Origin of the sequence: Mesorhizobium amorphae CCNWGS0123 (assembly GCF_001686985.1) — a bacterium.
Lineage (GTDB): Bacteria > Pseudomonadota > Alphaproteobacteria > Rhizobiales > Rhizobiaceae > Mesorhizobium > Mesorhizobium amorphae.
Genome location: NZ_CP015318.1, coordinates 1,862,826 through 1,885,298 on the forward strand (window position 1 = coordinate 1,862,826; position 22,473 = coordinate 1,885,298).

Consider the following 22,473-nt stretch of genomic DNA (forward strand, 5'->3'; position numbering starts at 1 on the left):
CGCGCGCAGCGTCCGGATTCCGTTCCGGCGCGGCCAAACGCATACGTAGAGCTTCAGGTCCACAATGAAAATCGCAAGTCTCGCGATCCTCGCATCGCTGTTCGTTTCCGGATGCGCGGGAACCATGCCGCCGGACGTCCTTCCTGCCTTCAATCCGGCCGATCCTGTGATGGGCATCCGTGATGTGCACTACCACCCGGTCATCGCCGACTATCACCACCGGGAACCGGTCGATCCGCAGAACTGGCGGCGTCTCAATGAAGAGCGCTCCCCTTCGGGAGCCGGATCATGACGCGCCGGTTCCTGACCATAGCTACCCTCGTAGCCATCCCGCTGATCGCTGCCGGATGCACGACCAACGGGGCCATTGATAGCATTTCCGATCCCATGGCCGGCTTTACGACGGTCGTGGCGCGAGCCGAATCTGTAACCGGCAAGAGAACGGTGTGGGTGCAGTCCAGCGAGGAGGCGAGGGGGATCTCACAGCGCGTGAAAAGCCTCGTCCAGAGGAAGACGATCGGTCCGGACGTCGCGGTGCAGGTCGCTCTGCTCAACAACAAGGGCCTGCAGGCCGCCTATGCCGAGATCGGCCTGGCGGCTGCAGATGTCTGGCAGGAAACGATGCTCGTCAACCCGACGATCTCGGTCGGGATGATCGGCGTCGATCCGGTGCGGACGATTGAAGGCGCGGTGGTAAGCAACATCCTCGCGCTGGCGACCCGTGAACGGCGCGTCGCAGTCGCGGATGCGCGCTTCCGTCAAGCGCAACTCCGCGCCGCTGAGGAAACGCTACGGCTCGCCGCAGACACGCGGCGGGCCTGGATCAACGCGGTATCGGCTTGGGAAAGCGTTTCCTACTTGAATCAGGCGCAGGCCGCCGCGGACGCTGCCTCGGAACTCGCCCAAAAACTTGGCGAGACAGGCGCTTTCACAAAAACCGGCCAGGCCCGCGAACATGTCTTCTATGCCGAGATCGTCGGCCAGGCGGCGGAGGCGCGTCTCGCGGCCCGGACCGCGAAGGAAGAGCTCACCCGCCTCATGGGGCTTTGGGGGCCGGACGTCGATTACTCAGTCCCCAACACGCTTCCAGCCCTGCCGAAGGGCGCCAAGGCCAAACGCGCCATCGAGGCGGAGGCGCTCAAAAATCGCGTCGACCTCGAGATTGCGAAACTTGAGCTGGAAGCGTTGGCGAAATCCTACGGCCTGACCGACGCGACCCGCTACGTCAGCGACCTGGAACTCCTGTCCGGCGTGGAGGTGGAACGCGAAGAGTCCGAGGAGGGCGGGACGGAGACGAGTGTCGCACCCACCCTGGAGTTGGAGTTCGTCATCCCGATCTTCGATACCGGCAAGGCCCGCATGCGCAAGGCCGAGCTTGCCTACATGCAAGCCGCCAATCAGATGGCGGAAAAGGCGGTCAACATCCGGTCCGAGGCCAGATCCGCCTATGACGCCTATCGCTCGACCTATGACATTGCTCGGCACTATCGGAACAGTGTTGTGCCGCTGCGCACGAAGATCGAGGCGGAGTCGCTCCTGACCTACAACGGCATGATCACCAACACGTTCGAGCTTCTGGCGGACACCCGCGCGAAAATCAGCTCGATCATGCTTTCCCTCAACGCCAAGCGCAATTTCTGGCTGGCTGACGTCAACCTCGGAACCGCCATCCACGGTGGCGGCGGAAGCTCGTCCGGGGGCGGCGAAGCACCGGCGGCAGCCGAAGCGGGCGCCGAAGGCCACTGAACTCAAGGAGAAGAAAATGCTTTCAAGACGTCAGTTGCTAGGTGCGGGAGCCCTGCTTGCCGGCGCCACAGCATGGACCAAGACTTCGGCGATGGGCTTGCCGGACGCGGCCGTCATGGAATCGCCGGACATGCAGCCACCGATATTTCCGACGAGCGGCCCGGACTACCAGCCGGTGGTGACGCTCAACGGTTGGACGCTGCCCCACCGCATGAACAATGGTGTGAAGGAATTCCATCTCGTGGCCGAGGCGGTCGAGCGGGAGTTGGCTCCAGGCTCGACTGCTTATCTGTGGGGATACAACGGGCAGTCGCCGGGCCCGACGATCGAAGCGGTCGAAGGCGACCGTGTCCGCATCTTCGTGACCAACAAGCTTCCCGAGCACACCACCATCCACTGGCACGGCATGATCCTGCCAAACGGCATGGACGGCGTGACCGGTCTTACCCAGCCCGGAATCCCACCCGGCAAGACCTTCGTCTACGAGTTCGACCTCGTGAAGAGCGGCACATTCATGTACCATCCGCACGCCGACGAAATGGTCCAGATGGCCATGGGCATGATGGGCTTCTTCGTCATTCATCCCAAAGATCCGAAATTCATGCGAGTGGACCGCGATTTCGTGTTCCTGCTGAACGCCTTCGACATCGAACCGGGGTCGTACGTCCCGCGCATCATGGAGATGACGGATTTCAATCTCTGGGGCTGGAACAGCCGCGTCTTTCCGGGGATCAGTCATCTTCCAGTGGCGAAAAACGACCGGGTCAGGGTCCGCGTGGGCAACCTGACCATGACCAATCATCCGATCCACATGCATGGCTACGACTTCGAGGTGACCTGCACCGATGGGGGCTGGGTCCGACCGGAGGCGCGGTGGCCGGAGGTGTCGATCGACATTCCTGTCGGCGCCATGCGGGCATATGAGTTCGAGGCCAAATACGAGGGCGACTGGGCGATCCATTGTCATAAATCGCACCACACAATGAACGCCATGGGCCACGACGTGCCCACGTTCATCGGCGTCGATAACTCGAAGGTCACCGACAAGATCCGTCGGGTTCAGCCCGAATACATGGCCATGGGAGACCGCGGCATGGCCGACATGGGCGAGATGGAGATGCCACTTCCCGACAACACGATCCCGATGATGACCGGCTGGGGCCAATTCGGCGCGATCGAAATGGGTGGGATGTTCTCGGTCGTGAAGGTTCGCGAGGGCCTAGCCTCGAACGATTACGCCGATCCCGGCTGGTACCAGCACCCGGAGGGAACCGTGGCTTACGAGTGGAAGGGAGATGTCCCCGCTCCGTCGAAATCAGGCGACGCAAAAACGATGGCCCCGGCAACGCACGGCGGTCACGGCAAACAGGGATCAGAAACCGAAACCCCTCAACCTCAACAATGAGAGAGTGTGCAGCATGAAACATATAATCGCAGCAGCCGTTTTGATGGCGGTCAGTTCCGGAGCAGCTCTTGCCGGTGGAACCCACGCCGGAGGCCATGGCGACAAGGCCGCCACGATGCCGATCGGCAACCCTGGTGAGGCTGGCAAGGCAAAGCGGACTGTCAACATCTCTATGTCGGAGAAGGATGACGGGACGATGTTGTTCCAACCGGCCGTGCTCAAGGTGAAGAAGGGCGAGACCGTCCGCCTGAAGTTCGTCAACAAAGGCAAAGTCGACCACGAATTCGTCATGGACGTCCATGAGGGGATCATGGAGCACAAGGTGCTGATGGAGAAGTTCCCCGAGATGGAGCACGCCGATCCCAACTCGATCCGGCTGGCGCCCGGCGCGAGAGGCGAGATCATCTGGACCTTCGCCAATGCCGGCGAATTCGGTTTCGCCTGCTTGGTCCCGGGTCACTACGATTCCGGCATGAAGGGCGATATCACCGTCGCCAACTGAGTTCGAAAAACGCAAAGGAAGCAATCATGACACTATTGGTAAAGACACTCTCGACGTTCGCGCTCGTGCTCGCCATCGGCGGAAGCGCGCTCGCGCAGGAATACGTGAAAGGCGAAGTCACCAAGGTCGACGTCAAGCAGAAAAAGCTGACGATTAAACATGAACCGCTGACAAATCTCGATATGCCCGCGATGACGATGGTGTTCGTCGTCTCGGAGCCGAGCTTGCTCGAGAAGGTCAAATCGGGTCAGGCGATCGAGTTTACAGCCGACCGCGTCAACGGACGCATCACGGTCACCGGTATCAAGTGATCCGGGACTAGCGCCGCGGGCTGAAAATCAACCCGCGGCCGCTGTCCTATCGGGCAATGCGCGTGTCACGACGAGGGGGCCGCGCAGAATGCTATCCAGAGGTTCTCTTTCCAATCGTCATGTGGGGAGCGGCTCAGAGGCATCTCTATAGGATATCTTCGCGTGCCCACGCCTACATACGCCGGATAACTACAGCGAACGCGTGCACGATGCCTTCCGCTATCTTCATACCTGATAGCGCCACTCGCGTCTGTCTCGACTAGGCCAATAGCGACGTCAAAGTCATAGTCCCCATCTCGCGAGACGCTATTGTTCAGGACGCTGAGTTGGACCGAGGTCGCATCTGGAAAATTGGCAGTGTAAAAGATCAGTTGCTCCGCTGCCAACGAGGGCGTAGCCACCAACACGCCGGCAAAAAATGCAATGGCGCGCATCTCCTCCTCCCGAGGATCCAAGACGAGACTATCATCTCTCGCATCGATATTCGAATCGAATCTCTTTTCGGCAGTGGGCCGAGAAATCGGATAGGTCAGATGTTTCCGGGAAGCGCACGCATCGCTTTAAGCGGTCGACAAGCCAATGTCGTCCGCGTGGCGAGTAGCCTAGTGAGAAACATTGCTGTTCTTCTTTGCAGGCGCGGAAAAGTGACAGAGTACGAGTAGCGGCGTCGGCGACGACTTTTTCGCGGTTTCACAAGAAGGTCACAAATCCCGAAGACACTATCGCGCGGTGGCTGCCTATGCCAAAATGTGGTCGATGACTAATTCGTTCGGTTTCGGAAGAGTGCTCTTATTGCTGGCCGTCTTTGGGCTGGCCTTTGCACCTTTGGGAGCTTCGACTTCGAGCGCCGCTGTTGCCGGGTCGACGTTATCCATCATGCAGGACGACATGCCCTGCTGCCCGGACGGCAAGCCAATGGTGCCGGACTGCGGCAAGGTTTGCCCGCTCGCGGTCCTGTGCGTGTCGGGCCTCGTCAGCGTTCCACTTCCCGAAACGCCGACGTTCCTCGTCCAAGCCCCGATCGGAGAGGAGTTTCTCGACGGCAGGGAAGCGGTCCTTTCGTCGCTTGTCGGGAAACCCCCGCCCAGACCACCCAAAGCCTGACTGTCACAGGCGCTTCCAGCGCCGGAATCCGTGCGGCCGAATGCTGCGCGGGCGAAATCGCATGGTGTCTCCCATGCCAAGGCCGTGCTCACGCGGTTCAATGACAGTCGGAATTTTGAAAACATGAAATCGAAATTTTTCCCACGCGCCGCGATGCTGGCGCTCGCATTCGTTGTCGTTGTTTCCCACGCAGCCAATGCTGCTTCTGAGGACTACGAATTCCAGCTCGTTAAGAACGAGATCAAGGAAGGGAACGGTGCCGTCGTTGCCGTCAGGCTCCTCGACAAGAGGACAGGCGCTCCGGTGAACAACGCCGTCGTGTTCGCCACCAGAATGGACATGGCTCCGGACGGAATGGAGGCGATGACCACGCCCGTCGAGGCGCTGCCGCCCGAGGAGCCCGGCATCTATCGATTCAAGACCAACCTGATCATGGCGGGAGGCTGGCGCTTCTCGATCGCGGCGAAGGTCCAGGGCGAGGGCGACACAGTCGAGAGCCGTCTGGAATTCAAGGCGGTCCAATGAATAGGCTCGGCTCATTCCTGGCCCTCTCCGTAATGGCGGCGGGGGCGGGAGCGGGCGGATACTGGGCCGGACAGCGCGATCTGTCCGCCCCGATCGCTGTGCAATGGATCAAGGCGCCATTCGAGGGTGTGTTCGGCAAACCAGCGAAAGCGCCGGCCAGGGCTACGGGTACTGTCGCTTCAGGCCGCGTAGTCTATTACCGCCATCCGGACGGAGATCCGGTCTATTCGGCAATACCGAAAAAGACCGAGGATGGCCGCGATTTCGTGGGGGTGCGCGCCAGCGAGGACGTGAGCTTTGACGACCGTTCCGCGGGCGAGATGACGGAGGCGGGCACCGGAGCCGCAGAATCGGCCGACCGGGCGGCCATCCTTTACTACCGCAATCCCATGGGCCTACCAGACACGTCTCCGGTGCCGAAGAAGGATTCGATGGGGATGGACTACATCCCCGTCTTCGAAGGTGAGGCGGATGACAGCTCGACGGTCAAGGTTTCGACAGGAAGGCTGCAACGGACAGGCGTGAAGACCGTGCTCGCCACGAAGGGCGCGATCACGCGCCATGTCCGGGTTCCTGGAACCGTCACACTGGACGAGCGCCGCGTCAGCGTCGTGTCGACACGCACCGAGGCGTTTCTAGAGGAAGTAGCCGACGTCACCACCGGAGAGGCTATCGAGAAGGGCCGGCCGCTTGTGCGCTTCTACTCCAGGGAAATTGCCCAGGCGGGTGCGCTATATGCCGCGGATCTGAAGGGTGGGTCAGGTCGCGATGCTGCGGGAGGCAGCCTGCAACGTCTCGAAAATCTCGGCGTCCCCGCCGAGGCTATCGCCGCAATCGAGAAGACGAAAAAGGTGCCGATCTCGGTGACGCTGATGGCGCCCCGCAACGGCGTGGTCCTGGAGCGCATGGCCGTCGACGGCATGATGGCGGAGGCGGGACAAACCCTGTTCCGGATCGCCGACATTTCCGTCGTCTGGGTGATGGCCGACGTATCGGAATACGAGCTGAGCTCCGTTCGTGCCGGGGACAGGGTGGCTGTGCGCATCCGCAGCCTTCCGGGCGAGGTGTTCGAGGGCAAGGTCGGGCTGATCTATCCCGAAATCCAAGGCCAGACGCGGACCGCGAGGCTTCGCATCGAACTCCCCAACCCAGACGGCCTGCTGCTCGCCAACATGTACGCAGAGGTGGAGATCGTGACAGGAGGCACCGCGCCGGCCGTGACCGTGCCCGACAGCGCGGTCATCGACACTGGCGACCGCCAGGTCGTGATCGTCGACAAGGGCGAAGGCAGCTTTGAGCCGCGCGACGTGAAAATCGGCATGCGAGGTGACGATATGGTCGAGATCATGGAAGGCCTCGCCGAAGGCGAAAAGGTCGTCGTCTCGGCCAACTTCCTGATCGATGCCGAAAGCAACCTGAAGGCCGCGCTCAGCGCGCTGACGCCTGCGGAGGCCCAGCCATGATCGCCAACCTCATTGCCTGGTCGGCACGCAACCTCGTCCTCGTCTTTGTTGCGACCGCTCTGGCTGCAGCCGCAGGGGTCTACTCGATCAGGACCTTGCCGCTCGATGCCATACCGGATCTCTCTGACGTCCAGGTCATCGTCTTCACCGATTACCCTGGCCAAGCTCCGCAGGTGGTCGAGGATCAGGTCACCTATCCGTTGACGACCTCAATGCTCACCGTTCCAAGATCGAAGGTGGTCAGGGGCTTCTCCTTCTTCGGGGTATCCTTCGTCTACGTGATCTTCGAAGACGGCACCGATCCCTATTGGGCACGGAGCCGGGTGCTCGAGTATCTGAATGCGGCCGCCAGCCGTCTGCCCGACGGCGTCTCCCCTGCGCTCGGACCGGACGCAACAGGCGTCGGCTGGGTTTACCAGTACGCGGTCGTTGCCAAGGAATTGTCCCTCGCGGAACTCCGATCCTTGCAGGACTGGGTCGTTCGCTTCGCAGTCTCGAAGGCGGAAGGCGTGTCCGAGGTCGCGAGCGTCGGCGGCTTCGTCAAGCAATACTCGATAGTGGTCGATCCGTCGCGGATGCGCGCCCAGGGCGTGACGCTTTCGGAAATCGGCGAAGCTGTTCGCGTCAGCAACATGGACACGGGCGGGCGCACCGTCGAAATCTCTGAGTTTGAGTTCATGGTGCGCGGGCGCGGCTATCTGAAGAGTGTTTCCGACATCGAGAGCATCGCGCTCAAGTCGGTCAGCGGCGTACCGCTCCGGCTCGGCGACGTGGCGAAGGTCGAGATCGTCCCCGATGAGCGCCGCGGCATTGCTGAACTGAACGGCGAGGGCGAGGTCGCGAGCGGCATCGTGCTGCAACGTGTCGGCGCGAATGCGCTGACCGTCATCGAGAACGCCAAGGAAAGCCTCGCCGAGATCGAAAAAAGTCTGCCGGGCGGCGCGAAGATCATCCCCGTCTACGACAGGTCGGAACTCATCGACTCAGCGATCGAGACGCTGAAGTCGACGCTGGTCGAGGAGAGCATCGTCGTGGCCCTCGTCACGATCGTGTTCCTGCTTCACGTCAGGAGCGCGCTGGTCGCGATCATCATGCTGCCTGTCGGCATCCTGATGGCCTTCGCGGCGATGAAGCTGCTTGGTCTTGGCTCCAACATCATGAGCCTCGGCGGCATTGCCATCGCCATCGGCGCGATGATCGACGCGGCGATCGTCATGATCGAGAACGCCCATAAGCACCTGGAACGGGCACCGCCGGAAAAGCCCCGCATCGAGGTGCTGGTCAAGGCGGCGGCCGAGGTCGGGCCCGCCCTGTTTTTCAGCCTGCTCATCATCACCGTCTCGTTCCTGCCGATCTTCACGCTGGAAAGCCAGGAAGGCCGTCTGTTCGGCCCGCTCGCCTTCACCAAGACCTTCGCCATGGCCGCGGCCGCACTGCTCTCGGTAACACTAGTGCCGGCGCTGATGGTCGTCTTCGTCCGTGGCCGGATCGTCCCAGAACACAAGAACCCGCTCAACAGGCTGCTTATCGGCCTCTATCGGCCCGTCATCGCCGGGGTGCTGAAGGCGAAGACTTTCACGATCTTGCTCGCGATCGCCGCTCTAGCCGTCACGGTCTGGCCAGCGCGCCAGCTCGGCAGCGAATTCATGCCGAATCTCGACGAAGGAACGCTGATGTACATGCCGACGACCTTGCCCGGGATTTCGGTCACCAAGGCCGCGGAACTGGTGCAGATGCAGGACCGGATCATAAAGTCTTTCCCGGAGGTCGAATCCGTCTTCGGCAAGGCGGGCCGGGCGCAGACCGCGACCGATCCGGCGCCGACCGAAATGTTCGAGACGATCATCAACCTCAAGCCGAAATCCCAATGGCGCCCCGGGGTCACGTCGGAAAGCCTCAAGACGGAGATGGACGCGGCTCTGCAGTTTCCGGGCGTTTCGAATGCCTGGACCATGCCGATCCGGGCCCGCATTGATATGCTGTCGACGGGCATCCGCACGCCCGTTGGGGTCAAGGTCTACGGCACGGACCTCGCCGAAATGGAAAATGTCGCGCGCCAGATCGAGGCGGTGCTCAGGGCCGTTCCAGGAACGTCGAGCGCCTATGCCGAGCGGGTGATCGGCGGCTACTATCTCGACATCGTGCCCAACCGGGCCGCCCTCGGCCGCTATGGCCTGTCGGTCGGCGACGTGCAGGACGTGATCTCCATGGCGCTCGGCGCAAAGGTCATTACTTCCACGGTCGAGGGCCGTGAGCGCTATGGTGTCGCCATCCGCTATCCGCGAGCGCTCAGGAGCGATCCCGGCGCGATTGCCCGGGACGTGCAGATCGCGCTGCCTGGTGGCGGCTCCGTCCCGTTGGGCGAGGTCGCCAAGGTCGAACTCACGCGCGGAGCGACCTCGATCCGCACCGAGAACGGACAACTCGCCGTCTACATCTTCGTCGATATCGCGGGGCGCGATCTCGGCGGCTTTGTCAGCGAGGCGCAGCAGGCGGTCGCCGCCGAGGTGAAGCTCCCGCCGGGCTATTCGGTCGCTTGGAGCGGACAGTTCGAATATCTTGAACGTGCCCAGGCGCGGCTGAAGATCGTCGTGCCGCTAACGCTCGCGCTCATCTTCCTGCTGCTCTACCTCAACTTCCGGGCGCTAACCGAGACGCTGATTGTCATGCTGTCGCTGCCATTCGCAATCGTCGGCGGCATCTGGATGATGTGGTGGCTGGGCTTCAACATGTCAGTTGCGGTCGCGGTGGGCTTCATTGCGCTCGCTGGCGTGGCCGCCGAAACCGGGGTCATCATGCTGATCTATCTCGACAACGCGTGGAGCGAAGCGAGGGCCAGATGTGCGGCCGAGAAGCGGAGTTTGACCAGGATGGACCTTAACGAGGCGATCATGTTCGGTGCCGTCGAGCGCGTACGCCCGAAGATGATGACCGTCGTCGCCATCATGGCAGGCCTGATGCCAATCATGTGGAGCACAGGCACTGGATCGGAGGTCATGCAGCGCATCGCGGTCCCCATGATCGGCGGCATGATCTCGTCGACCATCCTGACGCTCGTCGTGATCCCCGCAGTCTACGGCATCGTCAAGGGCTGGCGGTTGCCGAGCCAGAGTGCGGTCGAGGAGCCAAGAGCAGACGGTCGGCTGAAGTTGGCCGCGGAGTAGGAGCGAAAAGTAATGGACCAGATGATGTCGGGCGGCATGTGGGGCATGGGTGTGGCAGGTTCATCCTTCTCGCCCTGGTCGTGCTGGTGATTGCTGCCTTGGTTCTTCAGATGACAATGGCGATCATATCGTTGACAAACCCAAGGCGAGGCTTGGAATATAAGAGATCTCTAAAATTGTCCTGGAATCGGCGTGCGTATGATGTATAAATCCCTAGCGGTCGATTTCTCAGGAATGTAGCCGCTCCAATTGAGAGCCCGCCCGTGGTCCCGCCGCTGGCGGGCTTTTCATTGGGCAGGCTTCACAGGCCCCGTCCCGTTCCGGGATCGAATTTGGGTTTGGCCTTCCTGCGACTGGAAGCAGCATGTTGATGGTTGGCGACATGCCATTTAACGTGCCTGATATGACCTGCAGCCACTGCGTGGGAACGGTGACAAAGGCGGTGCGGAGCATCGATGGCCAGGCGGTCGTTACCGTGGACCTCCCAACTAAAATCGTATCGATCCAGACCGGCGTCGATGCTGCAAGAATTTCGCACGCGGTCGAGGATGCCGGATATCCGAACAAGTCGGCCTGACATCGGCGGCGCAATAGCGTGGCTCGCTCCGCGTCGGTCAAAAAGGGGGTCGGGCTGCGCAGACGCGTCCGATGCACTGCAATCCCGGTCCTGATATCATGCCCACGAGGCTAGGGCCCGACGCTGGAGGTGATCAGATGAGACAATCTTTGGGGATGATCGCCGCAAGCCTGATGTCGGCCTTTGCGCTTGCGGCGGCCACAGGATCGGCGGTGGGAGCCGAGGCAGTCTCGGTTTCGCAGCTGAAAGAACGCACTCACATCCATGGGCTGGCCATCGACAGGGAAGATTCGCAAAAACTCCTGATCGCGACCCACCACGGACTCTTTCGCGCTGCGTCGGACGGAAAGGCAGAGCTCATTTCGCCAGTGCGGGATTTTATGGGGTTCACGCCGGACCCATCCGACCCGAGGTCGCTCTACGCCAGCGGGCACCCAGCGGGTGGGGGCAATCTCGGGTTCATTGCCTCAGCCGACAACGGCGTTACCTGGAATCAGGTTTCGCCGGGAGCAGATGGCCCGGTCGACTTTCACCAGATGACGGTCAGCTCGGCGGATCCTCAGGTTCTCTACGGCGCCTACGGCGCGCTACAAGTGAGCCGCGATGCCGGGAAGACATGGTCGGTGGTTGGACCGCTGCCCGAAAAGCTGATCGACCTTGCGGCATCGGCAAAGGACGCCGACACGATTTACGCTGCGACTGAAGGAGGCCTGTCGGTCAGTAGGAACGGAGGCCTGACCTGGGAAACGGTCGTCGATGGCGCGCCCGTCAGTCTCGTCGAGGTGACGGCCGACGGTTCCGTCTACGCGTTCGTGGTGGGACGAGGACTTGTCCGGTCCGCGGAGGCTGCTCTGGACTTCGCGCTCCTTTCCAGCGGCTTGAGTGACCGAATCCTGCTGCATCTCGCGGTCGATCCGGCCGACAAGGGTCGGATATTCGTGGCGTCTCACCAAGGCGACATCCTGGCCAGCACCCACGGCGGCGCCAACTGGACCGAACTCGGTCGTTGATGCGGTGACACAGTGGATCGTAGAGTGATTGGAAAGCTGGCGATTTGTGCTTGCTCTCGCCGCCTTGGTGGCGGTCTGCGTGGTTCTTGTTTTCGGCGGCAAGTCGGGCGGGATCCTCAAGCCCGACGATGTCCGTGTCATCGCGCGCGGCGAGGCCGTTTACGTGGCGCATTGCGCCTCTTGCCATGGCAAGAACCTCGAAGGTCAACCGAACTGGAAAGCGCAGGACAAGGATGGATTCCTTCCGGCGCCGCCGCACGACGAAAGCGGTCACACCTGGCACCACCGGGACACGCTGCTGTTCAGGATAACGAAACTCGGCGTCGCCGAAGCCGCCAGCCTCAAGGATTACAAAACGCGGATGCCAGCTTTCGGGGGAATCCTGACCGACGCCGATATCATCGCGGCCTTGTCCTATATCAAGTCGCGCTGGCCGGACGACATGCGCCACCGCCACGACGAACTGAACCGCGTCTTCGCGCGGCGGGAACCCTCCGCACGATGAGTCGCATCATGGCCGGCAGATCATCGCCGGCGGGCAAGTTCCCGATAAAACGCCTCAGGCGTAACGCCGATTTCCGACGCGACATTATGCCAGCGTCCCTTCGGCGGCAAGGCGCCGCCGCTTGGGCGCGATGATCAACTGGTTCCTGGGCCGTCAGGTCCTTGGCCCGGATCTGGAAAGTCCTGAACAGCTCAGACGTTCGCCTTCGGGATCGTCTTGGGTTATCCTACGCCCGAGGGACCGGGTTCTTGGCAAATGGACTTGGAATTTGGGAACTATCGCCTGAAACGCGCCGAACGGCTGCTGCTGGGGCCCAAGGGGCCGATGGACCTTTCGGCACGATCCTTCGACATTCTGGCCACGTTGCTGGGGAGGCCGGACGAGGTGATCGGCAAGACCGAACTCTTGGATGCAGTCTGGCCCGGCGTGGTGGTGGAGGAGAACACGCTGCAGGTCCACATTTCGGCGCTGCGAAAACAGTTGCCAGCCGAGATGATCGTAACCGTGCATGGTCGCGGGTACAAATATGCCGGCCCGAGGCCCTTCGAGACCTCCGCGGAGGCTCCGGCGCCGCTCAGGCCGTCCATCGCAGTTCTTCCCTTCGACAACGTGAGCGGCGACCCGGAACAGCATATTTTCTGCGAAGGATTGGCGCTCAACATCGTCGCCAGCCTCGGGCGCTTTCACGAGTTGTTCGTGATCGACCGGTTTTCGACCCTGGCCTACCGGAACCGGCCGGTTACATCGGCTGAGGCTGCGCGTGAACTGTCGGTTCGCTACATTCTGGAGGGGAGTGTTCAGAAGGCTGGGGATCGCATCCGAGTCTCGGTCCAACTTGTCGACGGAGCCGATAGCCGGCAGCTTTGGACCGAAACCTACGATCGGCAATTGACGGATATCTTCTCGGTCCAGGACGAAATCACCGGGACGATCATCGGTACCCTAGCGTCCGGCTATGGCGGCAGGCTCGGCAGGGCTTGGCGTGACCGAAGCAGGTCCGCCGGACTCGAGAGTTTCGTCGCCCTGGACCATGTCCAGCGCGCCATCGATGCCTGTCGTTTCAGCAAGGAAGGAGAGAGCCTTGCCAGGGAGCATCTGACAAAGGCAATCGAATGTGATCCGAGACTTGCCAAGGCCTATAGCAAAATGGCGTTGAGTCACATGGCCGACGCCTGCTGCGGCTGGGCCGACGACCATCACGCCTCGATGGGTCTGGCCCGCCGATGGGCAGTGGAGGCGATTGCCTGCGACGACGGCGATTCTTGGTCCTATTGGGCTTTCGCCAACTATCATTTGTATACGTTGAATCATGGCGTGGCACTTGAGGCCTTCCGGAAAGCCCTCGAATGCAATCCCAACGACGCCGACGTGAAGACCGACTATGCACTTTGCCTAAGCTATGCGGGCAGGCCTGAAGAGGGCATCGAGCAAGCACGAAAGGCCATGCGCCTCAATCCCTTTCACTACGAATGGTACACTTCCCAACTGGGCCAGATCTATTTCGATGCCCGCCAATATGACAAGGCCATCGCTACCTTCGCCAGCCTGCGCTCGCTTGATAGCGCCATCATGCGAATCTATCAGGCCGCCAGCTTCGCTGCCGAGGGGAATCAGCAGCAGGCCCAGAAATCGATGAAACGCGCTCTCGAACTCGATGCCGGCGCCACGCTGGAAAAATGGACTGATCCGAAGCTCGCCCCCTATGGTGATGCCGCGTACTTTGAGCATTTTCGCAAGAATCTCCGCAAGGCCGGCCTGCCGGAGCGGGCCACGTAGATGCGTTGCGTCGCTAGAGCGCCACCGGCAACGTTTCAGTGACGGCCGTAGCCGCGGCTAGGTACGGCGCGTCTTTGAGGATTGAAGGCGTCCTATGGGGCGGCCTTTCCGGCATCGGCGTTGACGAGCGGGGCGCCGGCGGGCCGCTCGTTCATCAGCGCGGCGACGATCACGCCCGACACGAAGGTCAGGCCCGCAATCGCAGCGATCGCCGAGGCTAGGCCGAAGAAATCGGCTATGAGGCCGGCCGAGAGAGCGCCGATTGCGTAGCCAAGATCGCGCCAGAAGCGGTAGACGCTCAGCGACCGGGCGCGCCACGAGGGATGAGAAGCGTCCGACACGGCGGCGATCAGGCTCGGATAAACCATGGCAGTGCCGAGCCCGAGCAGAACGCTCGCCAGCAGCCACCAGCGAAAGTCACGGGTCAAGGCGGTCAGGAGCAGCGCTGCCGCTTGCACCCACATGCCTGACGCGATCAGGCCCTTGCGCCCCCAGCGATCACTTAAAGGGCCTGTGGCGACCTGCAACAGTCCCCACACCCCGGGATAGACGGCCTTCAGGATGCCGATGCGCTCGATGCCTAGGCCGTTGGCGGCGAAGAACAGCGGGAAGATGCCCCAGCTCATGCCGTCATTGAGATTGTTGATCAGCCCGGCCTGCGAGGCGGCGAACAGATTGCGGTCGCGGAAGGTGGTGAGGACGAAGACCTCGCGGAAGGAAATCGGCGAGGCTTGTTTGACGTGACCGGCCATCTCCGCCCGAACATGGTCCCGCGTGTCGCGCACCAGTACGAGCGAGAGGATGGTTCCAAGCAGGGCGTATGCCACGCCGAGATAGATCGGCACCGGACGTAGGCCGTATTGCCCAGCGAGATACCCGGTGAGAAAGGCCGTGACGCCGACTGCGAAATAGCCGGCGAACTCGTTGAGTCCGACCGCCATGCCCCGTCCTTTGGGGCCGACAAGGTCGACCTTCATGATCACAGTCATCGACCAGGCAAACCCCTGGCTGATGCCAAGCAAGGCGTTTGCGGCGATGATCCAGCCCCAGCTCGGCGCCCAGATAATGATGAACGGCACCGGCAGCCCGAACAGCCAGCCAAGAATGAGCACGCGCTTGCGGCCCCATGTATCGGCGAGTTGCCCGGAGATGAGATTGGCGAAGGCCTTCACCACGCCAAAGCTGACGATGAAGGAGACGACCAGCGTCGTCGAAGCGACCCCGAACTCTTCAGAGCCAATGAGCGGCACAACGGTGCGCTCGATGCCCACCATGCCGCCGACAAAAGCGTTGATCAGCACCAGGAGCGAAAACTGCTGCCAGTTGGCTTTAAGCCCGAGGGCAACACGCGGCGCAACGCCGTCTTCACTCACTGCGCGGCTCCGGCATTCAGCGCGCGGGTACGTGCCGCCTCCGGTGGTGGCGGAGGAATATCAGCCACCATGGCCGCGACGAATTCGTCCTCATCAGCGATGCGAAAAGCCTTGTTGAAGCGCTTCTCAAAACCGATGGTCGATGTCGGCTTGCCGCTGAGCGAACGGCCACATACCGACCCGGAAAAGGCGCCGGGCAATACCTCGACGTGGTCGGGCAGGTCCTTGAGGCGCTGGGCGCTGGCAAACAGGCGACGCGCGCCATCCTCTGCGCTCGAGGCAAGCTCGGTGCGCCCAAGATCGCCGACCATTAGCGTATGGCCGGTCAGCACGAACCAGGGTTCGACGGTGCGTGTGCGGTCGGTCACCAGCAATGCAATGTGCTCAGGCGTATGGCCGGGCGTGTGCATGATCTGCGCGGTGACATTGCCAAGTTCGAGCACCTCGCCGTCCTTGACCCGGTGGAACGCAAAGTCGGCAGCTGCACTCTCATGCAGCACGTATTCCGCGCCGGCGGCCTGCGCGAGAGCGCGGCCGGCCGAGACATGATCTGCATGAATATGCGTGTCGATGACGTAGAGGATGCGCATGCCGGTGGCTTTGGCCGCATCGAGATAGGGTTGAACATCGCCAACGGGATCAACGACCGCAGCGGACGCCTTGCCGCCGCAGCCAAAGAGGTAGGATACGGCGACGGGGTCGGAATGAAGAAACTGGCGCAGGATCATCGGGATGTGTCCTTCATGGGCCGCCATCATCGGCCCAGCGAAATGCTCCGAACCTTGACAGCCCGGTCGATGCGTGTCATTCAAAAATTATGTTGAATGATGTAACGTCGGTTCGAAGCTGATGTCAATCCGCAAACCGAAGCAGGCACTCTATGAGCAGTTCGCGATTGTAGCGAAGGCGCTCGGCAACCCTCAGCGGCTAGAGCTGATCGAACATCTGGCGCAGGGTGCTCGCAGCGTCGACCTGCTGGCTACCAAGGCCGGGCTTCCAATCGCCAACGTCTCTCAGCACCTGCAGACCCTGCGCCGAGCTGGGCTGGTCCAGGCCGAACGCGAGGGGAAATTCGTGAACTACCGGCTCACCGACGACACCGTACTGTCGCTGTTTGCGTCGGTCCGCTCCGTCGCGGAGCGCCACCTCGCCGAGGTCGACCGTATCGTGCAGGGCTATTTCGAAACTCGCGACAGCATGGAGCCAGTAACCCGAGAGACGCTGGCAGCTCGGATGCGCGACGGGCTAGTTACCGTGATTGACGTCCGCCCACCGGACGAGTTCGCACTTGGCCACGTGCCGGGCGCGATCAACGTGCCGCTCGCCGATCTTCAAGCGCGTCTGCCGGAAATCGACCCGGATCGCGAAATCGTTGCCTACTGCCGCGGACCTTGGTGCGTGATGTCATTTGAAGCTGTTGCGGCGCTTCGCGAATGCGGCTTCCAGGCTCGTCGCTTGGAAGACGGACTGCCGGAATGGAAAGCAGCGGGACTGCCTGTTGAGGTGACGATGTAGCCACCGCCCTGGGGGGCTGAACATGACAGTTGATGAAATGCTCTGTGAAGCTCGCGCCATGCTGACACCGCGCCTCTCGCCGGCTGCGGCCTACAGGGAGATGCAGCAAGGTGCACTGCTTGTCGACATCCGCTACCTCGAGCAACGAGCCCGCGACGGCGAGATTCCCAACGCGGCGATTATCAGCCGCAACGAATTTGAGTGGCGCTGCGATCCTAGCACTCCGTGGCGCCACGAAATGATCAACAAAGACGACTACAAACAGCGCATTATAGTGCTCTGCAACCAAGGCTATCAGTCGAGTTTTGCTGCTGCGAACCTGGTGCGCATTGGTCTAAGCAATGTTACCGACATCGAGGGTGGCATGCAGGGCTGGCTTTCAAGCGGCCTCCCGGTCGTGCCCTTCGAGACCTCCAGGATACGTGCACTCTTGGTGGCATCGGGCACTTAGCCCGCAGTGTCGTCGGCTGCCGTCCTTGCAAGGAAGCTGTCGCAACCAGTGAGCGCGTCGCTAGGCGGATTGCGCCCATTCTCTAGGCGTCGCCTAAAGTCCCAGAAACGTAAAGGACGAGACCCTAGCTTCCAGGACTAGGAACTTGATGACATCAGCGTTCGCAGTGCCGGCGAAAGCGGGCCTAGCTAGCGACAATCAGGTTTTGGACTTGCTCCCGGTCACCTTGCGACCACTGTTTCGGGTCTTCACCGTGGGCGACTTCAGCGTGAAGTTCGACGTGCTTCATTACCTCTGACGCGCTCTCTGCCGTGAAGCTCGCCGGGCACGCTTCCATCCCCGGATAGTCCCTGCACCGATACGTGTACGGCATCGCTGCCTCCGTATATTAGAGAACGCTTTAGGAGAGAGAGCGAACGCGAGTTTTGTCAATACGCCTTTCGATGCCGTAGCAGTTTTGCTCGCAGGGGGTTGCAGTGCGGCGGCTGGAAGAATCGCTGGTCGCATAGAGCTATACGGGAAGCTCAGCGGTATTGGCTGACTTCGTGGCCAGGAGCAGCATCGGCCCTCGGCCGCGCTCACCCGTGTGATCCAAAGTAAAGCCAGCCACGAGCGCCGCCGTCACATCTGCCAATGCCGGGAAGCGGTACACGTCGGCCTGAAACGCCCCGCACGGCAGTTTCGTCCTCATTCGTTCTAAACACCAGCGCCAGGCGTATCATGGCCACTGCTCTCGGCCGAGATCGCCGAGACGCAGGCCCGCTCCATCAAGTACCAGCTAACCGTCGCCAAGCTGCCGCTGGCCAAGGACATTGAGGACTTCGACTTCACCGACACGCCCGTCAACGAGGCGCTGGTCCGCGACCTCGCTACCGGCAGCTTCATCGCCGACAGCGCAACGCCGTCCTCATCGGCGGCACCGGAACGGGCAAGTCGCATCTCGCCATCGCGATTGCCCGAGCGCTCATCCGTAACGGAGCGCGCGGCCGCTTCTTCAACGTCGTCGATCTCGTCAACCGGCTCGAGACCGAGCACCGCGCCGGAAAGCGGGCGCGCATCGCCGACTACCTGACCCGGCTCGACCTCGTCGTGCTCGATGAGCTCGGCTATCTGCCCTTCGCACAAGCTGGTGGCCAATTGCTCTTCCACCTGATCAGCCGGCTCTACGAGCGCACCTCTATCATCGTCACCACCAACCTGGCCTTCGGCGAGTGGCCGGCCGTCTTCGGCGACGCCAAGATGACGACGGGGTTGCTCGACCGGCTCACCCATCACTGCGAGATCGTCGAGACCGGCAACGAGTCCTGGCGCTTCAAGAACCGCGCCTGATCAACCCGACGCTGCCAAGCTCATCCGCGCTCGCCGGGCTGCGCAACCCTGACCAGCTCCGCCCGGCGAGCGCTGACCCTTGTGCCCTACGAAGGGGTCCCCTTTTGCGCGCCGATCCAGGGTCCCCCTCCGTGCTGATTGACAGCCGGGACGCTCACACGGGCCTGGAACGCCGATTTCGACCTGGATGGCCGTGCCGATGGCGGCACCCGGCTGCAGGATCTTGCGACGGTCGAAAGGCGTGTCAATGCGAATCTGCCGTGGGCGTGATTGCACCGCGGGACCTGCGCGATGCGGCCGTCGAGCGCTTGACTGAGCGACACAAGCGCCGCTTTGATGGACAGACGACGTCGAGCAGGTGTGATGCCTCACGGCAGCATCAGGAGGACGATTGAGCCATGACCGACCGCGAGGACTTCCTTGCCTGGGTCAAGACCGCGCTGTATGAGGCGGAGCTCGCGCTGCACAATGGCGACCCAGCCCCCAGGCGGGCTCTCTGGTCCCGCAACGAGCCCGTGAGCGTCCTGGGTGCGTGGCGCAACGCCCACGGCCAGCGAGAACTGGAGGAACTCTTCGCCGCTCTCGGCACGAGCTTCTCCGACTGCACGTCGTATGCATTCGAGCTGCTGTCCTACGACGTGGTGGGCGACATGGCCTATACCGAAGGCTTCGAGCACACCTCAGCCTCTGTCGATGGTCGGCCCCGCACCTACACGTTGCGCGTCACCCAGGTGTACCGACGCGAAGGTGGCGAATGGCGCGTGGTCCATCGCCACGGTGACACCGTGACTGAGTGACACAAGCGCCGCCGCAAAAACGACTTGTTGGACGTCCTCTGCGGCGGGCCAGCCCGGGGGCAAATCTGGGCGCGCATCCGCGGCTCATGAGACATCTCTTCTTCTGGCGACCGCTGACCATTGTGCCCTACGAAGGGGTCCCTTTTGCGCGCTGATCCAGGGTCCCCATTCCGTGCTGATTGACAACGAAGCACACCAACTGGCTTCGGAGTGCCTAGTTCGGCTCAGCCAGGGGCGCCAGAGCGCGCCAGACGCTTCGGGCCTGACGACAAGCGGCTCAGCCGGAACGCGCGCTGGCGGGGCTCTAAGAGTGGAGGGACGGGCATGTAAACGAGCGAGTGCTGGCATTGGCCGGCAGGAGTTTATCGAGCCGTTGATGCCAACCCTGTTGATGCTTCCGATTTCAGAAGGCGCTCCGCCAACTTCTTCAACACACCCGATCAACCTTATCCGTGGCGCTGAGGGGCATCTCATCCAGCAAAAAAACGCTCTCCGGTGCCTTATAGCCAACGCTGGCGCGAGCGAAATGGATAAGCTCCTGCGGGGCTGGCTGCGCGGCGCCTGGCTTGAAAGTTACGAACGCGTGGACATTTTCGCCATGGACGGTGTCAGGGACCCCGACAACTCCGGCGATTGCCACTGCGGGATGCCGCATCAGGGCTTCCTCGACGTCCTGCGGGCTGATGTTCGAGCCATCGTGTACAATGATCTGTTTTCGCCGCCCGCAGAACCAAAGGTATCCGTCCTCGTCTATCTTCATCACATCGCCGGTGTCCAGCCAGCCATCCCTGATGGTGGCACGCGTTGCATCTGCATCACCCCAATAGCCGACCATGTTGCAAGGCGAGTTGATCCAGAGGCGCCCCTGAGCGCCGGGAGGCAGTTCATTGCCGTTATCGTCGCGGATGGATATCTCGTAGCCGACAATCTGACGCCCGATCGAACCCGCTTTGTTGAGCCCGTCAGGAGGATTGATCGTGGCAACTCCAATTTCAGACATGCCGTACAGCTCATTGACGGACAAGCCGCTGAGCGCAGTAACTTCGAGCGCCAGCTCGAGCGGCACTTTATCGCCGCCGGCACAGAGCAGTCTGAATGACGAAAAGTCTTCGCGCCTGGCATTCTTCGCCCGAACCAACCCGAAGAGGACCGAGGGCAAAGCGATGAGTATGGTTGGGCGATGCTCGCGCAGCATCAACAGGAGCCCGGGTCCATCGCAGCTTGGCGGTACGACGACACGAGCGCCGGCTGCGAGTCCCATGAGAGCGTCCAGGAGCGCTCCGATGTGCGACATGGATCCGCTCAGCAGAACGATGTCGTCCGCCGCAGTTTGGCAGCCCTGTGCGAAGCTGGCAATCATATTGCCCAGACTTTCGAAACTATGGGCTACGCCCTTTGCCAGGCCGGTACTGCCCGAAGTGAAAAAGATAACCGCAGGATCAGTAGGCGCAGGCATCAGCGAAATTTCGGACGCGATCGGGCTCTCCAAGAGCGTCGCGAAGTTTGAATGGCGATCGTGCTCGGAGCCGTAGTTGATGACCCCAAGTGGCAAGTCACGCGCGACACTGGAAGCGATGTCTTCCTGACGGTCAACATGGGCCAATAGCGCCCGAGCGCCGCTCGTCTTGAGTCCATGATCGATCTCGGGAGGCGTGTATCGGTAGTTCAAGGGTACTGCCACGATCCCCGATTTGAGGCAGCCCAGGTAGTGAATCATCAGCGCAGCGCTATTGGGCATGAGCGACGCAATTCTATCGCCCGGCTTCAGCCCATAGGCCAGCAAGCCAGCGGAATAGCGTTTGCTGGCGCGCTCGAGTTCTTGCCAGCTCAAGCTGCCCTCGGGGCCAACAAGTGCCAGATCATCTGGCTTGCGTCTTAGCCCAACGTCGAGCAGACGTGGTACCCAGATTGGCTCGTCGTGCTTGGCTCGTGACTGAGGCACTTCGTTCCCGCCGCTTGGATTGACGACCGTCGATGGTCCTGACTTGCGAAGGCCTGGTTCACTCGACCTAACCGGAAAAACGGATGTGGGGCCCCTAGGGCGGCCAGGCAAGCGGCCATCCCGATCATGTCGCGCAGCCTGTGTCGCCAGAGCGCGCCAGACGCTTCGACGGCGTAGGAGAGCGGCAGCGCTGGCAGGGCTCTAAGTGTGGAGGGGAAGGGCACCGAACTTGCGACTGCATCATCATATCAGGAAGAGGAGCCAAATGATGCGTCAAGATGGAACAACAGCGCGAAATACAGCAACACGGTACGTGCCGGAATGGCGCCTCAACAAGAGAACGTTTGAGGTTCCGTACCTCATGAAGCTCGGCAACATTGGCCGCCAGGAAGCGTTGGCTTTGATCGCCAGGCATAGTGGGGACAGAGACAAAATCACTGCCGAGCTGTTTTTGCGGAGAGGTCGATCACAATAGGCTTTGACGCGCTAGCCACCTTTGTACGCTGGTGGGCTCTGATGGCCCTCACATCATATACGGTGGATAATACCAATGGAGAGCTTTGGCTTCCTCTCGGGCGTCATCGGGCAAATCTCCCGTGAGTCCGTTCTCGCGATGTAGCGTCGCCAAACGGGCATGCGCGCGGGTTCGATGGTCTCGCACAAGTCGCTGACGGCAGCCGTGATCGACAGCCGCGACTTCCTGACCGCGAAGCGGCGGGCCGAGACGGAAATCATGATGCCCGAAGGCACCAAGATCGCCTTCGCGGGCGGCCTCGCCGACAAGGCGCGGCGGCTCGGCATCCTGATCTGGTGATTCAGCTGCGCTTCCTAGCGCCGCCCTTCCTTGCTAAGATGAGGCGTCGCGGTGCAAAACGATCTGATGAACACTTTACCCTCACGAATTGGCGAGGACTGACGATACACGGCCATGTGGGAAGAGGAGTTAGTACCGCTTGGAGGGGCAGCCTGCGCAATTGC

General features: G+C 61.6%; 21 protein-coding genes and 1 pseudogene. 18 read left to right on the top strand and 4 right to left on the bottom strand.

Annotated features, from left to right (window positions below; all coding sequences use genetic code 11):
• Positions 1-64: 64 nt before the first annotated feature.
• From A6B35_RS08730 to A6B35_RS08795, 13 genes are all read left to right on the top strand, one after another.
• Complete coding sequence (locus A6B35_RS08730; protein ID WP_006200959.1) at positions 65-292, top strand: hypothetical protein; 228 nt, start codon at positions 65-67, stop codon at positions 290-292.
• Positions 289-1,746, top strand: coding sequence for a TolC family protein (locus A6B35_RS08735; protein WP_006200958.1), 1,458 nt, complete (start codon positions 289-291; stop codon positions 1,744-1,746). The genes A6B35_RS08730 and A6B35_RS08735 overlap by 4 nt, the downstream gene beginning before the upstream one ends.
• Before the next feature lie 16 nt (positions 1,747-1,762).
• Positions 1,763-3,151 carry a multicopper oxidase family protein gene (locus A6B35_RS08740; protein ID WP_006200957.1) on the top strand — a complete coding sequence of 463 codons (1,389 nt, stop codon included), beginning with the start codon at positions 1,763-1,765 and terminating at the stop codon, positions 3,149-3,151.
• Positions 3,152-3,164: 13 nt separating this feature from the next.
• A complete protein-coding gene (locus A6B35_RS08745; protein WP_006200956.1) occupies positions 3,165-3,653 on the top strand; it encodes a cupredoxin domain-containing protein in 489 nt (162 codons plus the stop codon).
• A gap of 26 nt (positions 3,654-3,679) precedes the next feature.
• Complete coding sequence (locus A6B35_RS08750) at positions 3,680-3,964, top strand: copper-binding protein (RefSeq protein ID WP_040582343.1); 285 nt, start codon at positions 3,680-3,682, stop codon at positions 3,962-3,964.
• Between the two features lie 729 nt (positions 3,965-4,693).
• The gene (locus A6B35_RS08760) at positions 4,694-5,068 is read left to right on the top strand and encodes a hypothetical protein (RefSeq protein WP_006200953.1); all 375 of its coding nucleotides are present in this window, start codon (positions 4,694-4,696) and stop codon (positions 5,066-5,068) included.
• Between the two features lie 30 nt (positions 5,069-5,098).
• A complete protein-coding gene (locus A6B35_RS08765; protein ID WP_006200952.1) occupies positions 5,099-5,593 on the top strand; it encodes a FixH family protein in 495 nt (164 codons plus the stop codon).
• A complete protein-coding gene (locus A6B35_RS08770; RefSeq protein ID WP_006200951.1) occupies positions 5,590-7,056 on the top strand; it encodes an efflux RND transporter periplasmic adaptor subunit in 1,467 nt (488 codons plus the stop codon). The genes A6B35_RS08765 and A6B35_RS08770 overlap by 4 nt, the downstream gene beginning before the upstream one ends.
• Complete coding sequence (locus A6B35_RS08775; protein ID WP_006200950.1) at positions 7,053-10,220, top strand: efflux RND transporter permease subunit; 3,168 nt, start codon at positions 7,053-7,055, stop codon at positions 10,218-10,220. The genes A6B35_RS08770 and A6B35_RS08775 overlap by 4 nt, the downstream gene beginning before the upstream one ends.
• 364 nt (positions 10,221-10,584) lie before the next feature.
• Entirely contained in the window at positions 10,585-10,797 is a 213-nt protein-coding gene (locus A6B35_RS08780) for a heavy-metal-associated domain-containing protein (RefSeq protein ID WP_006200949.1), read from the top strand.
• Between the two features lie 137 nt (positions 10,798-10,934).
• A complete protein-coding gene (locus tag A6B35_RS08785; RefSeq protein ID WP_006200948.1) occupies positions 10,935-11,807 on the top strand; it encodes a WD40/YVTN/BNR-like repeat-containing protein in 873 nt (290 codons plus the stop codon).
• Positions 11,808-11,874: 67 nt separating this feature from the next.
• On the top strand, positions 11,875-12,312 hold the full coding sequence (locus A6B35_RS08790) for a c-type cytochrome (RefSeq protein ID WP_244425886.1): 438 nt from the start codon (positions 11,875-11,877) through the stop codon (positions 12,310-12,312).
• A 255-nt stretch (positions 12,313-12,567) separates the two neighbouring features.
• Positions 12,568-14,088, top strand: coding sequence for a winged helix-turn-helix domain-containing protein (locus tag A6B35_RS08795; RefSeq protein ID WP_006200946.1), 1,521 nt, complete (start codon positions 12,568-12,570; stop codon positions 14,086-14,088).
• Between the two features lie 92 nt (positions 14,089-14,180).
• On the opposite strand, the gene A6B35_RS08800 is transcribed toward A6B35_RS08795, so the two are convergent.
• A complete protein-coding gene (locus tag A6B35_RS08800) occupies positions 14,181-15,461 on the bottom strand; it encodes an MFS transporter (protein WP_006200945.1) in 1,281 nt (426 codons plus the stop codon).
• Complete coding sequence (locus A6B35_RS08805) at positions 15,458-16,189, bottom strand: MBL fold metallo-hydrolase (protein WP_040582370.1); 732 nt, start codon at positions 16,187-16,189, stop codon at positions 15,458-15,460. Before A6B35_RS08805 ends, A6B35_RS08800 begins: the two co-directional genes overlap by 4 nt.
• 121 nt (positions 16,190-16,310) lie before the next feature.
• Between A6B35_RS08805 and A6B35_RS08810 the strand changes: the two genes are divergently transcribed.
• A complete protein-coding gene (locus tag A6B35_RS08810) occupies positions 16,311-16,976 on the top strand; it encodes an ArsR/SmtB family transcription factor (RefSeq protein WP_006200941.1) in 666 nt (221 codons plus the stop codon).
• A 22-nt stretch (positions 16,977-16,998) separates the two neighbouring features.
• Positions 16,999-17,427, top strand: coding sequence for a rhodanese-like domain-containing protein (locus A6B35_RS08815; protein ID WP_050900710.1), 429 nt, complete (start codon positions 16,999-17,001; stop codon positions 17,425-17,427).
• Positions 17,428-17,611: 184 nt separating this feature from the next.
• Here A6B35_RS08815 and A6B35_RS34325 read toward each other — a convergent pair whose 3' ends face one another.
• Complete coding sequence (locus A6B35_RS34325; protein ID WP_006200939.1) at positions 17,612-17,800, bottom strand: DUF1059 domain-containing protein; 189 nt, start codon at positions 17,798-17,800, stop codon at positions 17,612-17,614.
• A gap of 354 nt (positions 17,801-18,154) precedes the next feature.
• On the opposite strand from A6B35_RS34325, the pseudogene istB reads away from it, so the two are divergent.
• A pseudogene (gene istB, locus A6B35_RS08825) lies at positions 18,155-18,756 on the top strand (IS21-like element helper ATPase IstB); the annotation flags it as partial.
• Between the two features lie 398 nt (positions 18,757-19,154).
• Positions 19,155-19,553 carry a nuclear transport factor 2 family protein gene (locus tag A6B35_RS08830; RefSeq protein ID WP_006200934.1) on the top strand — a complete coding sequence of 133 codons (399 nt, stop codon included), beginning with the start codon at positions 19,155-19,157 and terminating at the stop codon, positions 19,551-19,553.
• Between the two features lie 427 nt (positions 19,554-19,980).
• On the opposite strand, the gene A6B35_RS08835 is transcribed toward A6B35_RS08830, so the two are convergent.
• Complete coding sequence (locus tag A6B35_RS08835) at positions 19,981-21,384, bottom strand: class I adenylate-forming enzyme family protein (protein ID WP_006200933.1); 1,404 nt, start codon at positions 21,382-21,384, stop codon at positions 19,981-19,983.
• A 745-nt stretch (positions 21,385-22,129) separates the two neighbouring features.
• Here A6B35_RS08835 and A6B35_RS08840 point away from each other — a divergent pair.
• The gene (locus A6B35_RS08840) at positions 22,130-22,309 is read left to right on the top strand and encodes a hypothetical protein (protein WP_006200932.1); all 180 of its coding nucleotides are present in this window, start codon (positions 22,130-22,132) and stop codon (positions 22,307-22,309) included.
• Positions 22,310-22,473: the final 164 nt, after the last annotated feature.